Source organism: Actinomyces sp. zg328, from assembly GCF_009829635.1.
Lineage (GTDB): Bacteria > Actinomycetota > Actinomycetes > Actinomycetales > Actinomycetaceae > Actinomyces > Actinomyces marmotae.
In genome coordinates this window covers 22,263-37,156 of record NZ_VWPE01000016.1, presented here as the reverse complement: position 1 = coordinate 37,156, position 14,894 = coordinate 22,263, and the positions used below count along the sequence as shown (strand labels likewise).

Sequence of the window (14,894 nt, the reverse complement as noted above, 5' to 3'; positions counted from 1 at the left end):
CGATCCCCCCACTCAAGGAAGGAACCACCATGAGCACCCCCTCCCGCAGCTCCCGGCGCGGCGCCGTCAGATTGAGCGGCTCACTTGGCGCCGCCGCGCTCGACTGCCCCCGGCGCGCCAGGGCGCTCGCCGTCCGAGCCGGCCGCGCGATCGCGCCCGAGCGCGGCGACGTCCCCGGATGGGTCCTGGTCACGCTCATGACCGCCGGGCTCGTCGTCGCCCTATGGACCGTGGCCGGTCCCGCGCTCGTCAACATCTTCACCTCCGCGATGAACAAGGTGACCGGTGCGATCTGAGCGCCTGGGCCCGTGTCGGCCTGACGCCCCGCGCCCGCCCCGATCCCGCCGCGGCCCCGGGCAGGGGAACGGTGAGGAGGGCTCGGCGATCGCCGAGTTCGTCATGGTCGGCTCCCTCGTCATCGCGGTGGCCGTCGCCCTCCTCCAGCTCGCGCTGGGGCTCTACGCGCGCAACGTCCTCATCGATGCCGCGGGTGAGGGCGCCAGGCGCGCCGCGTTGGCGGGAGGCACCGAGGAGGAGGCCGCCGCGCGCGTCCGCGCCCTGACCGGCGCCGCCCTCGCCGACGACTACGTCACGGATGTGCGGGTCCGCCGCGCGGTTCGCGATGGTCTGCCCGTGGTGGAGGTCGAGGTGAGCGCGCCCATGCCCGTCCTCGGGCTGCTGGGCCCCGGCGGGAGCCTGCGTGTGAGCGGTCACGCCCTCGATGAATCGGCCCTCGCCCGAGCTGGCGCGACGCCATGAGACGGCTGATGAGGACCCGGTGGCTCCCCGCGCCGGGCGGGGGAGCGGAGGGCGAACGGGGCAGCGCGACGGTCGAGTTCATCGGATGGAGCGTGGCCATCGTCTTGCCGGTCCTCTACCTCATCATCGCTCTCGCCCAGGCTCAGGCGGCCTCGCTCGCCGTGGCCAGCGCCGCCGACTCCGCCGCCCGCGCCATGGAGTACAGCGCGGGTGGCGCTGATGGCCTGGGTCCGGCCCGGGCCCGTGCCGCCGTCGGCCTCGCCTTGGCCGATCAAGGGATCGATGACGACCCCGCCACCGCGCTCGTCCTCGACTGCGAGGACTCCGCCTGCGCCCGGCCCAGGGCCGTGCGCGTGGAGGTGGGAGTCGGCCTGCCGCTCGTGTCCATGACCGGAATCGGTGACGATCTCGTCACGATCTCCGCCGTGCGCCCCGTGAGCACCATCGACAATGGCATCCCGGGCCCAGAGGGTGATCGATGAGGCCCGACGATGCCCGCGCAACCACGGGCCCACCCGCGCTCTCGGCGCCCGTCCCCTGGCGACGGCGCCTCAGGGTGCTGCTTCGTCGCCGCGCGGCCGAGGACGGGCAGGCCATGCTGCTCGGGATCGGCATGATCGCCGTCGTGCTCGCCCTGACCCTCGGCATCGCGTCGGTGACCTCCGTCTACTTGGACGTCAAGCGCCTGACCGCCATGGCGGACTCCGCCGCGGTGGCGGGGGCGGGCAGGATCGCGCCCGACGGCTATTACACGGGTGGCCCTAGCGCCGCGCCCGTGGCCATGGACGACGCCTCCGTGCGGAGCGCCGCCGTCGACGACCTCGTCTCCCAGGCGGAGGTGGGAGTGGCGAGCGCCGGGGGCCTGAGCGATGTGAGCGTGAGAGATGCCCACGTCGAGGATGGCAGGGTCGCCGTCGTCACCCTCAGCGGACACTCGCGCCCGCCCTTCCTGCCCTGGGGGGTGCTGCCCTTCGAGGGCTTCGACATCAGCGCCGCGGGGTCGGCCCGGACGACGACGGCGCCTTGAGGCGGGTGGGGATCCGCGCGACGCGCGCCCACCGGTGCCGTCTGCGCCCACCGGTGCCGTCTGCGCCGACTGGTGCGGGCAACTCGCACCGCTCGGTGCGCACGGCACCGCTCGGTGCGGAGCGCGCCAGCCGATGGGCGGCTCGGTCAGGCGGCGGTGCTCAGGAGCGCGGCGGCAGGCGCCGACGACGCCGTCTGACCGGCGGGCATCGCCGCCATCTCGGCCGTGGGGGCCGGAAGGGCTCGCGCGGCGGGGTCAGTGGCGGCGCCGGTCATCCTGGTCTGCCCCGGGCGCTGCCAGCGGGCGGAGACGGCGGCCGCCTCGCGGCGCACGAGCCCGGCGATGTAGGCGCGCTTGACGGTCAGGAGCACGTTGATGCCGACCACGAGGTAGAAGAGGTTTGCGATGACGCTCGGCCAGGCGCCGGAGGAGGCGCAGTTGGCCATGAGCATGATCGAGCCCGAGATGTTGAGGGCCTGGTACTTGAGGGAATCACCGGCCAGCCTGCCGGAGGAGATGAGGACGTAGGCCCAGAGGAGTTCGGCGGCGCCGAGCCAGCCGGCCAGGGAGAGGAGGTAGGGAACGATGTGGGTCACGGAGGAAGATCATGGACTCCCTGACGATGAAGATCAATCGCAGGTATCTGCATGGGGGATGTAGTTTTACTTCATGAACCTGTCGTCTCGTCGGATGTCCGTCCTCCTCGCCGTCCAGCGCGCCGGAGGGGTGGTCGCAGCAGCGGATTCGTTACACATGAGCCCCTCCGCGGTGTCCCAGCACGTCCGGCTCCTGGAGAAGGAAAGCGGCGCCCGTCTCGTGGACCGCGCCCCGACTGGCGCGGTCCTCACGGAGGCCGGTCGGGTCCTGGCCGAGAGCGCCGAGCGCATCGAGGGCGAGCTCATCGAGGCCCAGCGCAAGCTCGCCGCGCTCGACGGCGCCAGCCCCACCGGGACGGTTCGCGTCGGCTCCTTCGCCACCGCCGTGCGCGCCATCCTCCTCCCGCTCATCGCCGACCTGGAGGCCAACCGCCCCGGGCTCGACATCATCATCGAGGAGGTCGAGGAGCGCGCGGGCCTGTCCCGCCTGCGCCGCGGCGAGCTCGACCTCCTTCTCCTGGAGCGCGACGCCCGCGCCCTGCCCCCCGCCCCCCGCGGCCTCGGCGATGTGCCGATCCTCGACGAGTCCTGGCTCGTCGTCGTCCCCCCGGGCTGCGCCGTGCCGACGTCGCTGGCGGACCTGGCCGGCGCCACCTGGATCGCCCTCGACCCCTCCACCGCCGGGGCCTTCGCGCTGACCCGCCTGTCTGGGCAGCTCGGAGTCGCCCTGAACACCCGGCACGTGGGCAACGACTACGACGTCGTGCTCGCCATGGCCCATGCGGGATTGGGCTACGCGCTCCTCCCCGAACTCGCGGTGCGCAGCAACGACATCCCCGACGACGTGCGCATCACCCGCCTGCCCGGCCTGGGCGCGCGCCAGCTCGTCGTGCGCCATCGCGCCACGCGCACCGAGCCCGGGCCGGCGGTGCGCGCGGTCCTGTCAGCGCTGCTGGAGCAGACGATCCCCCTGGGCGCCGTCATGGGGTGAGGAGGGGAGGGTCTGGCGGATCGACTACTCTTGCCGGGTGGCCACTGACTTCCCCATGCAGATCGAACGACTCCGACACACCTACGCCTCCATCGCCGCGGTGACCGACCCTGACGCCCTGCGCGCCCGCATCGTCGAGTTGAGCGAGTCCGCTGCCGCCCCGGACCTCTGGGACGACCCGGACGCCGCCCAGGTGGTCACCTCCGCCCTGTCCCACGCCCAGGCGGATCTCAAGCGCGTCGAGGAGCTCGGCGAGCGCATCGACGATCTCGAGGCGATGGTCGAACTCGCCGGGGAGGAGGAGGGCGACGACGCCGCGGAGATCCTCGCCGAGGCCGAGTCTGACCTCGCCGCCGTCTCCAAGGACCTGGCCGACCTGGAGATCCGCACCCTGCTGAGCGGCGAGTACGACCAGCGCGACGCCGTCGTCACCATCCGCTCGGGCGCCGGGGGAGTCGACGCCGCCGACTTCGCCGAGATGCTCCTGCGCATGTACACGCGCTGGGCCGAGCGCCACGACTACGCCGTCAAGGTCCTCAACACCTCCTACGCCGAGGAGGCCGGGCTGAAGTCCGTGACCTTCGAGGTCCATGCCCCCTACGCCTACGGCACCCTGTCCGTGGAGGGCGGCACGCACCGCCTCGTGCGCATCAGCCCCTTCGACAACCAGGGGCGCCGCCAGACCTCCTTCGCCGCCGTCGAGGTCATCCCGCTCATTGAGTCCACCGACCACATCGACATCCCCGAGACGGACATCCGCATCGACGTCTTCCGCTCCTCGGGGCCCGGCGGCCAGAGCGTCAACACCACCGACTCTGCCGTGCGCATCACGCACCTGCCCACTGGCCTGGTGGTGTCCATGCAGGACGAGAAGTCGCAGATCCAGAACCGCGCGGCCGCCATGCGCGTGCTCCAGTCGCGCCTGCTGCTGCTCAAGCAGCAGGAGGAGGACGCTAAGAAGAAGGAGCTCGCCGGGGACATCAAGGCCTCCTGGGGAGACCAGATGCGCTCCTACGTCCTCAACCCGTACCAGATGGTCAAGGACCTGCGCACCAACCACGAGGTCGGCAACCCCGACTCCGTCTTCGACGGCGACATCGACGGCTTCATCGACGCCGGCATCCGCTGGCGCAAGCAGCAGGAGCAGGCCGAGGACTGATCCGCGCCCCGCGCCCTTTCCCGAGACCGGTCGATATCAGGATCGAGACCGGTCGATATCAGGATCGAGACCGGTCGGCGGGGCGCCGGGAACCGGTCTCGCTCCTATTTTCGACCGGTCTCGCTCTTATTTTCGACCGGTCTCGGCGTGATGTGGCGGGGCGGGGCGGGAGCGCGCTAGCCTGGGACCGGTCGCGACTGGCGAGGGTGGGGTACCACCGGGGAGCGGCCGCCGCCCCATGTGGAGGGGACGTCGCCCGCCTGGGCGTCCCGCCGAAACCCGGAACCACAGGAGCCCCTCGTGACCGCCTCACCGGCCCCCTCAGCCCCGACCAGCGTGCCCACCGCCCACGTCCCCACCGAGGGACTGGTCAATCCCGACGTCGTCCCCGTGCACCGCGCGCTCGTCTCCGTCTACGACAAGACCGGCCTCGTCGAGCTCGCCACCGCCCTGGCCGCCGCCGGCGTCGAGATCGTCTCCACCGGCTCCACGGCCGCCACCATCGCCGCCGCGGGCATCGCGGTCACCGGCGTCGAGCGGGTCACCGGCTTCCCCGAGTGCCTCGAGGGCCGCGTCAAGACCCTCCACCCCGCCGTCCACGCCGGCATCCTCGCCGACCGCCGCAAGCCCGACCAACTCGCCCAACTCGACTCCCTGGGCGTGGCCCCCCTCGACCTCGTCGTCGTCAACCTCTACCCCTTCGCCGCCACCGTCGCCTCCGGCGCGCCCTTCGACGCCTGCGTCGAGCAGATCGACATCGGCGGCCCCTCCATGGTCCGCGCCGCCGCCAAGAACCACCCCGGCGTCGCCATCCTGACTTCCCCCGACCAGTACGCCGAGGCCGTCCAGGCCATCGCCGACGGCGGGTTCTCCCTCGCCCAGCGCCGCCGCCTCGCCGCGGCCGCCTACGCCCACACCGCCGCCTACGACGCCGCCGTCGCCACCTGGTTCGCGCAGCAGATCGAGGCCGACGGCGCGGGAGCCGGCACCGCGGCCGATGCCGAGGGCCCGGTCGCGCCCCCCGCCTACGCCGGCGCCGCCTACGAGCGCCTCGCCGCCCTGCGCTACGGCGAGAACCCCCACCAGGGCGCCGCCGTCTACACCGCCCCAGGGGCGCGCGGGGGAGTGGCCAACGCCCGGCAGTTGTCCGGCAGGGCCATGAGCTACAACAACTACACGGACACCGACGCCGCCCTGCGCGCCGCCTACGACCACGACGGCGAGGTCTGCGTGGCCATCATCAAGCACGCCAACCCCTGCGGCGTGGCCATCAGCCCCAGTGGTGATGTCGCGCAGGCCCACCGCCTCGCCCATGCCTGCGACCCCGTGTCCGCCTTCGGCGGCGTCATCGCCACCAACGCCACCGTCACCGCCGCCATGGCGCATCAGATCAAGCCGATCTTCACCGAGGTCGTGGCCGCTCCCGCCTTCGAGGACGAGGCCCTGGAGATCCTCAGGGCCAAGAAGAACCTGCGCGTTCTCGCCGTCGAGCCGCCCGAGCGCGAGGGATGGGAGATCAAGCAGATCTCCGGAGGCGCCGTCATCCAGGAGCGCGACGCCTATCAGGCCGGTGACGATGACCCCGCCGCCTGGACCCTCGCCGCCGGCCACCCCGCCGATGAGGCCACCCTCGCCGACCTCCGCTTCGCCTGGCGGGCCATCCGCTCGGTCAAGTCCAACGCCATCCTGCTGGCCTCCGGCGGGGCCACCGTGGGCGTGGGCATGGGCCAGGTCAACCGCGTCGACTCCTGCCGCCTGGCCGTCGAGCGCGCCAACACGCTCGGCGCCCGCTCCACCGGCGACGCCGCGGCGCCCGCCTCCGCGTCCGGTGAGACCGGGGCCGTCGGCGGGGGCGACGCCGGCCGGATCCTCACCGGTCCCTCCCCCGAGCGGGCTCGGGGGGCCGTGGCCGCCTCCGACGCCTTCTTCCCCTTCGCCGATGGCCTGCGGGTCCTCATCGACGCCGGTGTGCGCGCGGTCGTCCAGCCCGGCGGCTCCATCCGCGACGAGGAGGTCATCGCCGCCGCCAAGGCCGCGGGCGTGACCATGTACCTCACCGGGCAGCGCCACTTCTTCCACTGAGGCCGCCGCTCCCGGCCCGGCGCGGCCGGGCTGGAGGCGGGGCGATAGGGTGGGCGCGTGAGCCAGGAGGGGGACAGCGCGGCCAGCGCCAGCACCACGGGTGGGCCGTCCGCGGGACCCGCGGATGAGCGCCCCCGGCGGGGCGTGGCCCCGCCGCGCAGCCGCGCCCATCAGACCTACCGGACCGCCGGCGTCGTCGCCGTGGCGGTGAGCCTCGCCGTCGTTCCCGTCATCAGCCTGCTGGGCCGCCAGCGGCTCGGCGTCATCGCGCTGGTGGCCCTGCTCCTCACCCTCGTCGTCATGCGCTTCCAGCGCCCCCAGGGCACCTGGATCTCCGCGCGCTCACGGCTCTTCGACGTCGTCTTCGGCGTGCTGCTCGCCCTGGCGCTCCTCGTGCTCGCCCCCTACGCGGACCTCCCGCGCATCTTCGGCTGAGCCCCGGCGCCCGGCGGGCGGCATCGGGGCCTCGCTCCATCCCGGATGGCAGACGCCCCCGCCCGCGCGGCGGTGAGTGTGAGATCCTGCCCCGCTGTCACAGTCATCACGCGCTCACGCGGCGATCCCCTGTATCTGGAAGGCCCCAACATGTCCAACGCACAGCCCGCCGCGCGCAAGCGCCGCATGAGGGGCGGCATTCTCCTGTGGGTGATTGTCGCGATCCTCCTGGCCGTCATCCTCGGCTCCATCCGCGTGGGCGGCGACCCCATCATCCCGGCGCCCCTGGGCCGCGTCTTTGCCACCTTCTCGGCGATCTTCAGCCAGTTCCTGCAGTTCGCGATCCCGCTGATCATCATCGGCCTGGTCACCCCCGCCATCGCCGACCTCGGGCACGGGGCCGGCAAGTGGCTGGGCGTTACCACCACCGTCGCGTACGCCTCCACCCTCTTCGCGGGCTTCGTCACCTACGCGACCTGCGCGGCCCTGTTCCCCACGCTCCTGTCCGGCGTGACGCTCGGCAACGTCTCCGAGCCCGGGAGCGCCCTGGAGAGCTTCTTCACCCTTCAGATCGCCCCGCCGCTGGAGGTCCTGACCGCCCTCATCCTCAGCTTCGTTATGGGCATCGGCCTCTCGCTCGTGCCCCGCGGCGTGCTGCGCAAGGGATTCATCGATTTCCGCGCCATCATCACCCGCCTCATCGAGGCGATCATCATCCCCCTCCTGCCGCTGCACATCTTCGGCATCTTCCTCAACTTCGCCTACACGGGCGAGGCCTGGGCCGTCATGAAGACCCTCGTGCGCGTGGTCATCGTCGTGCTCGTCCTCGAGGTCGTCATCCTGGCGTGCCAGTACACCGCCGCCGGGGCCATCGGCCGCAAGAACCCGCTCAAGGCCATCCTCACGCTGCTGCCGGCCTACATGACGGCCCTGGGCACCTCGTCCTCCGCGGCGACCATCCCGGTCACGTTGCGCCAGACCAAGAAGCTGGGCGTGTCCGACGCCGTCGCCTCCTTCGTCATCCCCCTGTGCGCCACGATCCACCTGGCCGGCTCGACGTCGAAGATCTTCGCCTTCGCCTTCGCCATCGCCTTCACCCAGGGCCTGACGATCAGCACCGCCCAGTGGATCGGCTTCATCTTCATGCTCGGCATCACGATGGTCGCGGCCCCCGGCGTCCCCGGCGGCGCGATCGCGGCGGCCTCAGGCCTCATCGCCTCCATGCTGGGCTTCAACGACGCCCAGGTCGGGCTCATGTTCGCCACCTACATCGCCATGGACTCCTTCGGCACCGCCACCAACGTCACCGGTGATGCCGCCATCGCCATCGCCATCGACCGCTTCGCCGACGGCCGCCTCGGCCGCGAGGGGGACCCGGAGAACGCCCGAGAGCTCGCCTTCGACGGCATGGCTTACCTCGACAGCGTGAGCGTCGAGGGCGTGGTCAGCCCCGAGGACCTGGCCGCCTCCAGGGCCGCGGCGGGCCATCCCAGCGACTGAGGCCGAGCCGGGGCCGCGGCCCTCTCTCACCCCTCCCGGGCCACCAGCCTGGCCAGCGCCCCGCCCGCTGACATGAGCGCGGCGGGGGTGCCCTGCTCGACGACGCGGCCCCCATCGAGGACGGCCACGTGGTCCGCCCCGCCCACCCACTGCAGGCGGTGCGTGATCTCCACGACTGTCGTGCCGGCCAGGCGCTCGCGCACGCGGGAGCGCACCCGGGCGTCGAGCGCCGGGTCCAGGTGCGAGGTGAACTCGTCCAGGACGATGACCCCGGGGCGGGCCAGCAGCGCCCGCGCCAGCGCTAGCCGCTGGCGCTGCCCGCCGGACAGCGAGGCCCCGCGCTCGCCGATCATCGTGCCGTAACCGGACTCCAGGGCCTCGATGTCGTCATGGATCCCGGCGTCCTGGCAGGCCTGCCGCGCCTCCTCCTCGCTCGCGCCCGGCGCGGCCAGCCGCAGGTTGTCCAGGACGCTGGCCCGGAAGAGGTGCGCGCTCTGGCTGACCAGGGCCACCTCGCGACGCAGGCTGTCCCCCCTCAGTTCCCGGATGTCGACGCCGTCCAGGAGGATCCGGCCCGCCGTGGGGTCGTCGAAGCGTAGCGCCAGATGGCCCATGGTGGTCTTGCCCGAGCCGGAGACCCCCACGAGGCAGGTCCACCGGCCCGCCGCCGCGCGCACGGACACGTCATCGAGCGCGAGCCTCGGTGAGCCCGGGTAGGCGTAGGAGACGCCCTCCCACACGAGCTCATGGGAGCCCGCCCGGGCCAGCTCCCCCTGCCCGTCCACGACCTCGATAGGGGAGTGAGCGGTGGCCCACACCCTCTCGGCCGCGGCGAAGGAGGCGTTGAGCGCGGCGGCGAGCTCCTCCACGCCCCGCGCCGTCTCGGCCAGGCGCACCACCGCCGCCACGCCGCCCGCCAGGGCGGCCGCGGAGAAGGCCCCCGCGCGCACGCCGTCGGCGCCCACGAGGATCATCGCGGCGGGGCCCGCGAGCGCGAGCAGCTGGGCGCCGCCCCGGCGCAGTGCCGTCCAGCGCCGCGCCGGGGCTCCGGCGGCCTGAATGGCGCGGTCGATCGCGCCCATCTCCTCGAGACGCTCCTCCGCGCGCCCGTAGCCCACCACCTCGGCCATTCCCTGAATGGAGTCCGTGACGTGCTGAGTCAGCCCGGCCCGCTCCACCACTGCCCGGCGCGAGGAGGCCAGCGACGCCCGCCACCCGAGCGCGGGCACGACCCCGATCGCCGCGACGAGGAAGGCCAGGGCGGTCAGGGCCACGGGCCAGGACGTCGTCGCCCCGACGATGCCCACCACGCTCAGGGGCACGACGACGGCGCTGACGGCGGGGGCGAAGGTGTGGGCGAAGAACACCTCGATCCGGTCGACGTCCTTCGTGGCGCGCGCCAGTAGGTCCCCTGAGCGCGCCTCCAGCATGACCCTCGGAGCGCGGGGGATGAGCGCGGCGAAGATCTCCCCGCGCAGCAGCTCCAGAGCTTTGAAGGCCACGAAGTGCCCGAGGAACTGCTCGCCGTAGCGCAGCGCCGCTTTGAGCAGGGAGGCGAGCGCGAGCTGCCCGGCCAGGTCCCAGGGGATGCCGATGTGTGCCCCGGAGGCGGCCTGCGCGCCCGCGCGGACGACGGCGACCGCCCCGATTGCCATGATGGCGCAGCCCAGGAGGAGGTCGGCGATGCGGCACAGCGTCGAGCCCACCAGGGGCGCCAGGACCGGCCGCGTCACGCCCAGGAGCCAGCCGATGAGCGCGCGGCGGCTCGGCGGGGGGAGTGGGGAGGACGGGGCGGATGCCGACTCGTTGGCCCCACCCGGGCGGGTCCGCGCCATCCGGGCGTCCTGCGCCCCGGGGCCGCCTCGCTCGCGTCTTGCGCTGGTGCTCATCGCCCGCCCCTTGCCGCCCCGTGCCCGGGCTCGGTGGCCGCCCCGTTGCCCGGGCGCCCGCCGGGCTCGGTGGCGATGAGGTGCCCGTCCTCGACGGTGATGACGCGATCAGCCCCGGTCAGCGCGCCGGCGCGGTGCGAGACCGTCATGACGGCGCGCCCGGCGGAGACCCGCTCGATCGCCTCGATGATCGCGGCCTCCCCGGCCAGGTCCACCTGGCTGGTCGGCTCGTCCAGGAGCAGGACGGGCCGGTCGGCGAGCACCGCCCGCGCCAGGGAGACGCGCTGGGCCTGGCCCCCGGACAGGCCCAGGCCCCGCTCACCCACGAGGGTCTGGAGGCCCTGGGGCATCGCCCGCACCTCCTGGGCGAGATTGGCCGTGGCCAGCGCCTCCCACAGCTCATCGTCGCTGGCCAAGGGCGCCGCGAGCCGGAGGTTGGAGGCGATGGTGCCGGAGAAGAGCCAGGTGGACTGTGCCACCAGGGCGCTCGCGGCGCGGACCCGTTCCTGCTCGGCGGCGCCCGACCCCGGCGCCAGCGCCTCGCCGTTGACCTCCACGGCGCCGGCTGAGGGGAGGAGATCGCCCTTGAGCAGGGCCATGAGCGTGGACTTACCCGATCCGGAGGGGCCGACGACCGCCACGTGCTCGCCGGGCTCCACCTCGAGGTCAATGCCGTGGAGCACCTCGGCGTGCCCCCAGGTGGCGCTCGCCCCTCGCAGGCGGATCGCCCTGGAGGGCCCCACCTCCCCCGGGGCCTCGGATGGTCCTGGCGGCCCCGCCGGCTCAGGAGCCCCCGCCGCCTTCGACGGCCCCCGCGCCGCCGCGCCGCCCGGGCCCGAGGAGGACAGGATGCGGCGGATGACCCGCTGGTTGGCCAGGCCTCCCATGCCGACGTAGAAGAACGCCCCCACGTGGTCCAGTGGCTCGAGCAGGACGAAGGAGGTCAGCACGATCGCCAGCGCATCGCCGACGCCGATGGCCCCCGAGCCCAGCCGCGCCACGGCGCTGACCGCGGCCACCGAGATGAGGAAGAGGGAGAAGAGGGAGTCGGTGACCAGGATGACGAGCTGGTTGCCGGCCAGCAGGCGCATGACCGCGCGCCGGTTGCCCTCCCCGGCTTCGCGCAGCCGCTCGTGCGTGCGCCGCGCCGCACGGGCCAGCGTAAGGGTGGTCAGACCCTGGATGGCGTCGAGGTACTCCGCGCTCAGGCGCGCCCGGCTCCTGCGCGATCCCGAGGATGACGACCTCAGCGTCTTGTGGAAGCCGATGATGAGCGCGGGCACGCCGACGACGGCGAGGGCCAGCACCGCGGAGGGGACCGGGTCCACCGCGATGCCCAGCTCGGCGAGCACGAGGGCCGGGGCGAGCCCCGCGGCGATCGTCGGGGCGAGGAAGGTCTGCCGGTACAGCGCCACGCGCTCGGCGCCGTCGGCCAGCACCGACACGGTCGATCCGGTGCGCTGCTGGGCCGCGCGGGCCGGGCCGAGCCGCATGAGGTGGGAGAGCACCTTGCGGCGCAGCGCCGCCTCCTCTCGGGCCGCGCTGCCCAGGGACACCGCCCGCGCCCCCGCCGCCGCCAGCGCCGAGACCGCGCCGGCGGCCAGCGCCGAGGCCAGGTGCTCGCCCGGGGCACCGCCCTCGATGAGCGCGCCGAGCGCCCGCCCGGCCGAGATGAGCGACCAGCCCTGCGCCAGGGAGGCCAGGACGGTCAGGCTGAAGGAGATCAGATTCGCCCGCCTGGACGACGGCGTCGCCAGCGGGGGTCGTGAGGGGGAGGGGCGGGTGCGGGACGGGAGCGCGGTGGGGGCGGACATGCGGCCTATTGTGCTGCGGGTCATAGGGTGAGTGCTAAAATTGCAGCCCCATCGTCCCGTCATCGCGGGGGCCCGGGCTCGTAGGCTTCTCCCATATGGTCGGCCTATCGCGGCCGGCACTCCGCAACAGCACGGTGATCGCACTGCGACAGCCCAGTCCAGCGCCGTGACAGCACCGCCCCGATCAAAGGAGACACCATGGCCAACGCCCCCGTGAACATCACGATCACCGGCGCCGCCGGCAACATCGGCTACGCCCTTCTCTTCCGCATCGCCTCCGGCGCCCTCCTCGGCCCGGACCAGCGGGTCAACCTGCGCCTGCTCGAGATCCCCCCGGCCATCAAGGCCGCCGAGGGCACCGCCATGGAGCTCTTCGACTCCGCCTTCCCGACGCTGGGCTCCATCGACATCTTCGACGACGCCAAGGCCGCCTTCGAGGGCGCCAACATCGCCTTCCTCGTCGGCTCCATGCCCCGCAAGGCCGGAATGGAGCGCGCCGACCTGCTGTCCGCCAACGGCGGCATCTTCGGCCCCCAGGGCGAGGCCATCAACGCCGGCGCCGCGGACGACATCAAGGTCCTCGTCGTGGGCAACCCGGCCAACACCAACGCCCTCATCGCCGCCTCCCACGCCCCGGACGTCCCGGCCTCCCGCTTCACCGCGATGACCCGCCTGGACCACAACCGCGCCCTGGCCCAGCTCGCCATGAAGGCCGGCTGCCACGTCACCGACATCGACAAGGTCACCGTCTGGGGCAACCACTCCACCACCCAGTACCCCGACCTCACGCAGGCCACCGTCAAGGGCCAGCCCATCACGGACCTGCTCGCAGACCGCGCCTGGGTGGAGGAGGACTTCATCCCCACCGTCGCCAAGCGCGGCGCCGCCATCATCGACGCGCGCGGCGCCTCCTCGGCCGCCTCGGCGGCCTCGGCGGCGGTCGACCACGTCCGCGACTGGTGCCTGGGCGTCAAGGGCTACTCCTGGACCTCCTCCTCGATCATGTCCGATGGCTCCTACGGCGTGCCCGAGGGCATCATCTCCTCCTTCCCCTGCACCGTGGAGAACGGCGAGTGGAAGATCGTTCAGGGCCTCGAGATCGACGAGTTCTCGCGCGCCAGGATCGACGCCTCCGCCGCCGAGCTCATCTCCGAGAAGGAGTCCGTCGCCTCGATGAACCTCATCTGAGGAACCCGTCGTTCAGACCCTGACGACGCCTCGACCGGCCCCCTCGTCCCGTCCCCGACCGGCGAGGGGGCCGGTCGCGTCGTCGTCGGCCCCCTGACCCGGGGCGTGGCCTCCCCGCCGCCTTGGAGCGCGGCGCGTCGCTGTGCTGGAATCAGCGGCATGGCACGCCGCAGCTCCAAGCGGCCCTACGGGGCCGGGCACATCCCCCTCAACTTGGGGCGCCTGGCCTCCGTGCCGCGCAGCCAGGCCGGACCGGGGGGAGCGGAGTTCACCGTCCGGCATGTGCGCGGCGGCGCCAAGGACTACACCTGCCCGGGTTGCCATCGGCGCATCGTTCCGGGCACCCCGCATGTGGTGGCCTGGTCCAATGAGTCCCTCTTCGGGGCGGACCGCGGGCTGGAGGAGCGCCGGCACTGGCACGCCTCCTGCTGGGAGCGCCGCCTCTGGTAGTCGCGGGCCCGCGCCGCGCGGCGCCCCTGATTCCGGGCGCGCGGGCCCGACTCAGACGAGGGGAGTGCCTGAGCGCCCCTCCCAGCCGGGCAGGAGCCGGTCCAGGGCGAAGCGCAGCGGCACGACATCGCCGTCGCGCCCGCCCTCCCCGATCGTCAGGGGAACCGGATCCGGGCTCGGGCAAACGCCGAGCAGCCTGTCCCTCAGCCCTAGTTGGCGGGTGAGGATGTAGAAGCACCCCTCGACGTCGATCGCCACAGTCCTATCGGCGCGCAAGTACCAGCCCCTCAGCGGAGTGCGCGCGCTGCCGCCGCCATAGCCCTTGGCCCTCAGCGCCACCGGCTCCAGGCCCTCCGCGGAGGCGGCGCTGAGGAAGGCCCGCACGATCCGCTCCGCCCGGGCGGTCTCGGCCGATCGGGAAGCCCGGAGCATCCGGGCCCTCTGGGCAGCGGCCTCACGGCGCCGGGCGGCCCAGTCCGCCTCCTCGGGATCCCCCGGCGCGGCCGCTGGGGGATCCGGGCGCTCCGGGGCCGGGAGGCCGTGGTCGGGGGAGGGCTGGACGCCGGGCATGACCCAAGCCTAAAGCGAGTCGTCAATGAGGCCACCGGGGAGTGCCGGATGGCGCAGACTGGAAGCATGTCCGAACCAGCCCGACTGCGCATCCGCCTCAACTCGGGATCCCCGTCCCCTGTCTTCGAGCAGATCTGCGATGCCGTGCGCCGCGACATCGCCTTGGGCCGCCTTCCCGCCGGAACCAGGCTCCCAACGACGCGGGCCCTGGCCGCCGAGATCGACGTCGCCGTCAACACCGTGGCCAAGGCCTACCGCGAGCTGGAACTGGAGGGGGTCATCGAGGGCAGGGGCCGGCAGGGCACCTTCGTCATCGACCCCTCCGGGACCGCCGCCGAGCGCGAGGCCCTGCGCTGCGCCCACGCGCTGCGCGACCTCGGGGTGAGCCGTGAGAAAGCGCTCGACCTCCTGACACGCGCGTGGGGCTCCTGACG

At 73.2% G+C, this 14,894-nt stretch carries 16 protein-coding genes and 1 riboswitch; of the genes, 12 read left to right on the top strand and 4 right to left on the bottom strand.

Annotation, left to right across the window (positions count from 1 at the left end):
- Positions 1–29: 29 nt before the first annotated feature.
- The 4 genes from GVV75_RS07640 (at position 30) to GVV75_RS07625 (ending at position 1,786) form a co-directional block, all read left to right on the top strand.
- Complete coding sequence (locus tag GVV75_RS07640) at positions 30–296, top strand: hypothetical protein (RefSeq protein ID WP_159718500.1); 267 nt, start codon at positions 30–32, stop codon at positions 294–296.
- On the top strand, positions 286–759 hold the full coding sequence (locus GVV75_RS07635; protein WP_235925281.1) for a TadE/TadG family type IV pilus assembly protein: 474 nt from the start codon (positions 286–288) through the stop codon (positions 757–759). Before GVV75_RS07640 ends, GVV75_RS07635 begins: the two co-directional genes overlap by 11 nt.
- 8 nt (positions 760–767) lie before the next feature.
- Positions 768–1,241, top strand: coding sequence for a peptidase T4 (locus tag GVV75_RS07630; RefSeq protein WP_235925282.1), 474 nt, complete (start codon positions 768–770; stop codon positions 1,239–1,241).
- Positions 1,242–1,315: 74 nt separating this feature from the next.
- Positions 1,316–1,786 carry a pilus assembly protein TadG-related protein gene (locus tag GVV75_RS07625; protein ID WP_235925283.1) on the top strand — a complete coding sequence of 157 codons (471 nt, stop codon included), beginning with the start codon at positions 1,316–1,318 and terminating at the stop codon, positions 1,784–1,786.
- A gap of 146 nt (positions 1,787–1,932) precedes the next feature.
- Here the strand turns inward: GVV75_RS07625 and GVV75_RS07620 are convergent, their stop codons facing one another.
- Entirely contained in the window at positions 1,933–2,382 is a 450-nt protein-coding gene (locus GVV75_RS07620) for a CBU_0592 family membrane protein (protein WP_236266103.1), read from the bottom strand.
- Positions 2,383–2,455: 73 nt separating this feature from the next.
- Between GVV75_RS07620 and GVV75_RS07615 the strand changes: the two genes are divergently transcribed.
- The 5 genes from GVV75_RS07615 (at position 2,456) to GVV75_RS07595 (ending at position 8,549) form a co-directional block, all read left to right on the top strand.
- The gene (locus tag GVV75_RS07615) at positions 2,456–3,373 is read left to right on the top strand and encodes a LysR family transcriptional regulator (RefSeq protein WP_159524240.1); all 918 of its coding nucleotides are present in this window, start codon (positions 2,456–2,458) and stop codon (positions 3,371–3,373) included.
- A gap of 37 nt (positions 3,374–3,410) precedes the next feature.
- Positions 3,411–4,532: a peptide chain release factor 2 gene (prfB, locus tag GVV75_RS07610; protein WP_159524239.1), complete on the top strand. Its 1,122-nt coding sequence runs from the start codon at positions 3,411–3,413 to the stop codon at positions 4,530–4,532.
- Positions 4,533–4,715: 183 nt separating this feature from the next.
- Positions 4,716–4,805: riboswitch (ZMP/ZTP riboswitch) on the top strand.
- Between the two features lie 27 nt (positions 4,806–4,832).
- A complete protein-coding gene (gene purH, locus GVV75_RS07605; protein WP_159814207.1) occupies positions 4,833–6,614 on the top strand; it encodes a bifunctional phosphoribosylaminoimidazolecarboxamide formyltransferase/IMP cyclohydrolase in 1,782 nt (593 codons plus the stop codon).
- Positions 6,615–6,671: 57 nt separating this feature from the next.
- Positions 6,672–7,049, top strand: a complete 378-nt coding sequence (locus GVV75_RS07600) for a DUF3017 domain-containing protein (protein WP_236266102.1) — start codon at positions 6,672–6,674, stop codon at positions 7,047–7,049.
- Between the two features lie 150 nt (positions 7,050–7,199).
- On the top strand, positions 7,200–8,549 hold the full coding sequence (locus GVV75_RS07595; protein ID WP_159524237.1) for a dicarboxylate/amino acid:cation symporter: 1,350 nt from the start codon (positions 7,200–7,202) through the stop codon (positions 8,547–8,549).
- Between the two features lie 26 nt (positions 8,550–8,575).
- Here the strand turns inward: GVV75_RS07595 and GVV75_RS07590 are convergent, their stop codons facing one another.
- Both GVV75_RS07590 and GVV75_RS07585 read right to left on the bottom strand, forming a co-directional pair.
- Entirely contained in the window at positions 8,576–10,438 is a 1,863-nt protein-coding gene (locus GVV75_RS07590; RefSeq protein ID WP_236266101.1) for an amino acid ABC transporter ATP-binding/permease protein, read from the bottom strand.
- Entirely contained in the window at positions 10,435–12,252 is a 1,818-nt protein-coding gene (locus GVV75_RS07585) for an ABC transporter ATP-binding protein/permease (protein WP_159718508.1), read from the bottom strand. The genes GVV75_RS07590 and GVV75_RS07585 overlap by 4 nt, the downstream gene beginning before the upstream one ends.
- A 198-nt stretch (positions 12,253–12,450) precedes the next feature.
- Here GVV75_RS07585 and GVV75_RS07580 point away from each other — a divergent pair, with 198 nt between their 5' ends.
- On the top strand, positions 12,451–13,440 hold the full coding sequence (locus GVV75_RS07580; protein WP_159524235.1) for a malate dehydrogenase: 990 nt from the start codon (positions 12,451–12,453) through the stop codon (positions 13,438–13,440).
- 159 nt (positions 13,441–13,599) lie between these two features.
- On the top strand, positions 13,600–13,890 hold the full coding sequence (locus GVV75_RS07575; protein ID WP_159814205.1) for a hypothetical protein: 291 nt from the start codon (positions 13,600–13,602) through the stop codon (positions 13,888–13,890).
- A gap of 51 nt (positions 13,891–13,941) precedes the next feature.
- On the opposite strand, the gene GVV75_RS07570 is transcribed toward GVV75_RS07575, so the two are convergent.
- Positions 13,942–14,460 carry a hypothetical protein gene (locus tag GVV75_RS07570; RefSeq protein ID WP_159814203.1) on the bottom strand — a complete coding sequence of 173 codons (519 nt, stop codon included), beginning with the start codon at positions 14,458–14,460 and terminating at the stop codon, positions 13,942–13,944.
- 66 nt (positions 14,461–14,526) lie between these two features.
- Between GVV75_RS07570 and GVV75_RS07565 the strand changes: the two genes are divergently transcribed.
- Entirely contained in the window at positions 14,527–14,892 is a 366-nt protein-coding gene (locus tag GVV75_RS07565) for a GntR family transcriptional regulator (RefSeq protein WP_159524233.1), read from the top strand.
- The last annotated feature ends 2 nt before the right edge of the window (positions 14,893–14,894 follow it).

Excerpts from the sequence above, each read along its gene's own strand:
- GVV75_RS07640 (WP_159718500.1), top strand. The coding sequence starts at position 30 with ATGAGCACCCCCTCCCGCAGCTCCCGGCGCGGCGCCGTCAGATTGAGC.
- GVV75_RS07630 (WP_235925282.1), top strand. The coding sequence starts at position 768 with ATGAGGACCCGGTGGCTCCCCGCGCCGGGCGGGGGAGCGGAGGGCGAA.
- GVV75_RS07615 (WP_159524240.1), top strand. The coding sequence starts at position 2,456 with ATGAACCTGTCGTCTCGTCGGATGTCCGTCCTCCTCGCCGTCCAGCGC.
- GVV75_RS07595 (WP_159524237.1), top strand. The coding sequence starts at position 7,200 with ATGTCCAACGCACAGCCCGCCGCGCGCAAGCGCCGCATGAGGGGCGGC.
- GVV75_RS07590 (WP_236266101.1), bottom strand. The coding sequence starts at position 10,438 with ATGAGCACCAGCGCAAGACGCGAGCGAGGCGGCCCCGGGGCGCAGGAC.
- GVV75_RS07585 (WP_159718508.1), bottom strand. The coding sequence starts at position 12,252 with ATGTCCGCCCCCACCGCGCTCCCGTCCCGCACCCGCCCCTCCCCCTCA.
- GVV75_RS07580 (WP_159524235.1), top strand. The coding sequence starts at position 12,451 with ATGGCCAACGCCCCCGTGAACATCACGATCACCGGCGCCGCCGGCAAC.
- GVV75_RS07575 (WP_159814205.1), top strand. The coding sequence starts at position 13,600 with ATGGCACGCCGCAGCTCCAAGCGGCCCTACGGGGCCGGGCACATCCCC.
- GVV75_RS07570 (WP_159814203.1), bottom strand. The coding sequence starts at position 14,460 with ATGCCCGGCGTCCAGCCCTCCCCCGACCACGGCCTCCCGGCCCCGGAG.
- GVV75_RS07565 (WP_159524233.1), top strand. The coding sequence starts at position 14,527 with ATGTCCGAACCAGCCCGACTGCGCATCCGCCTCAACTCGGGATCCCCG.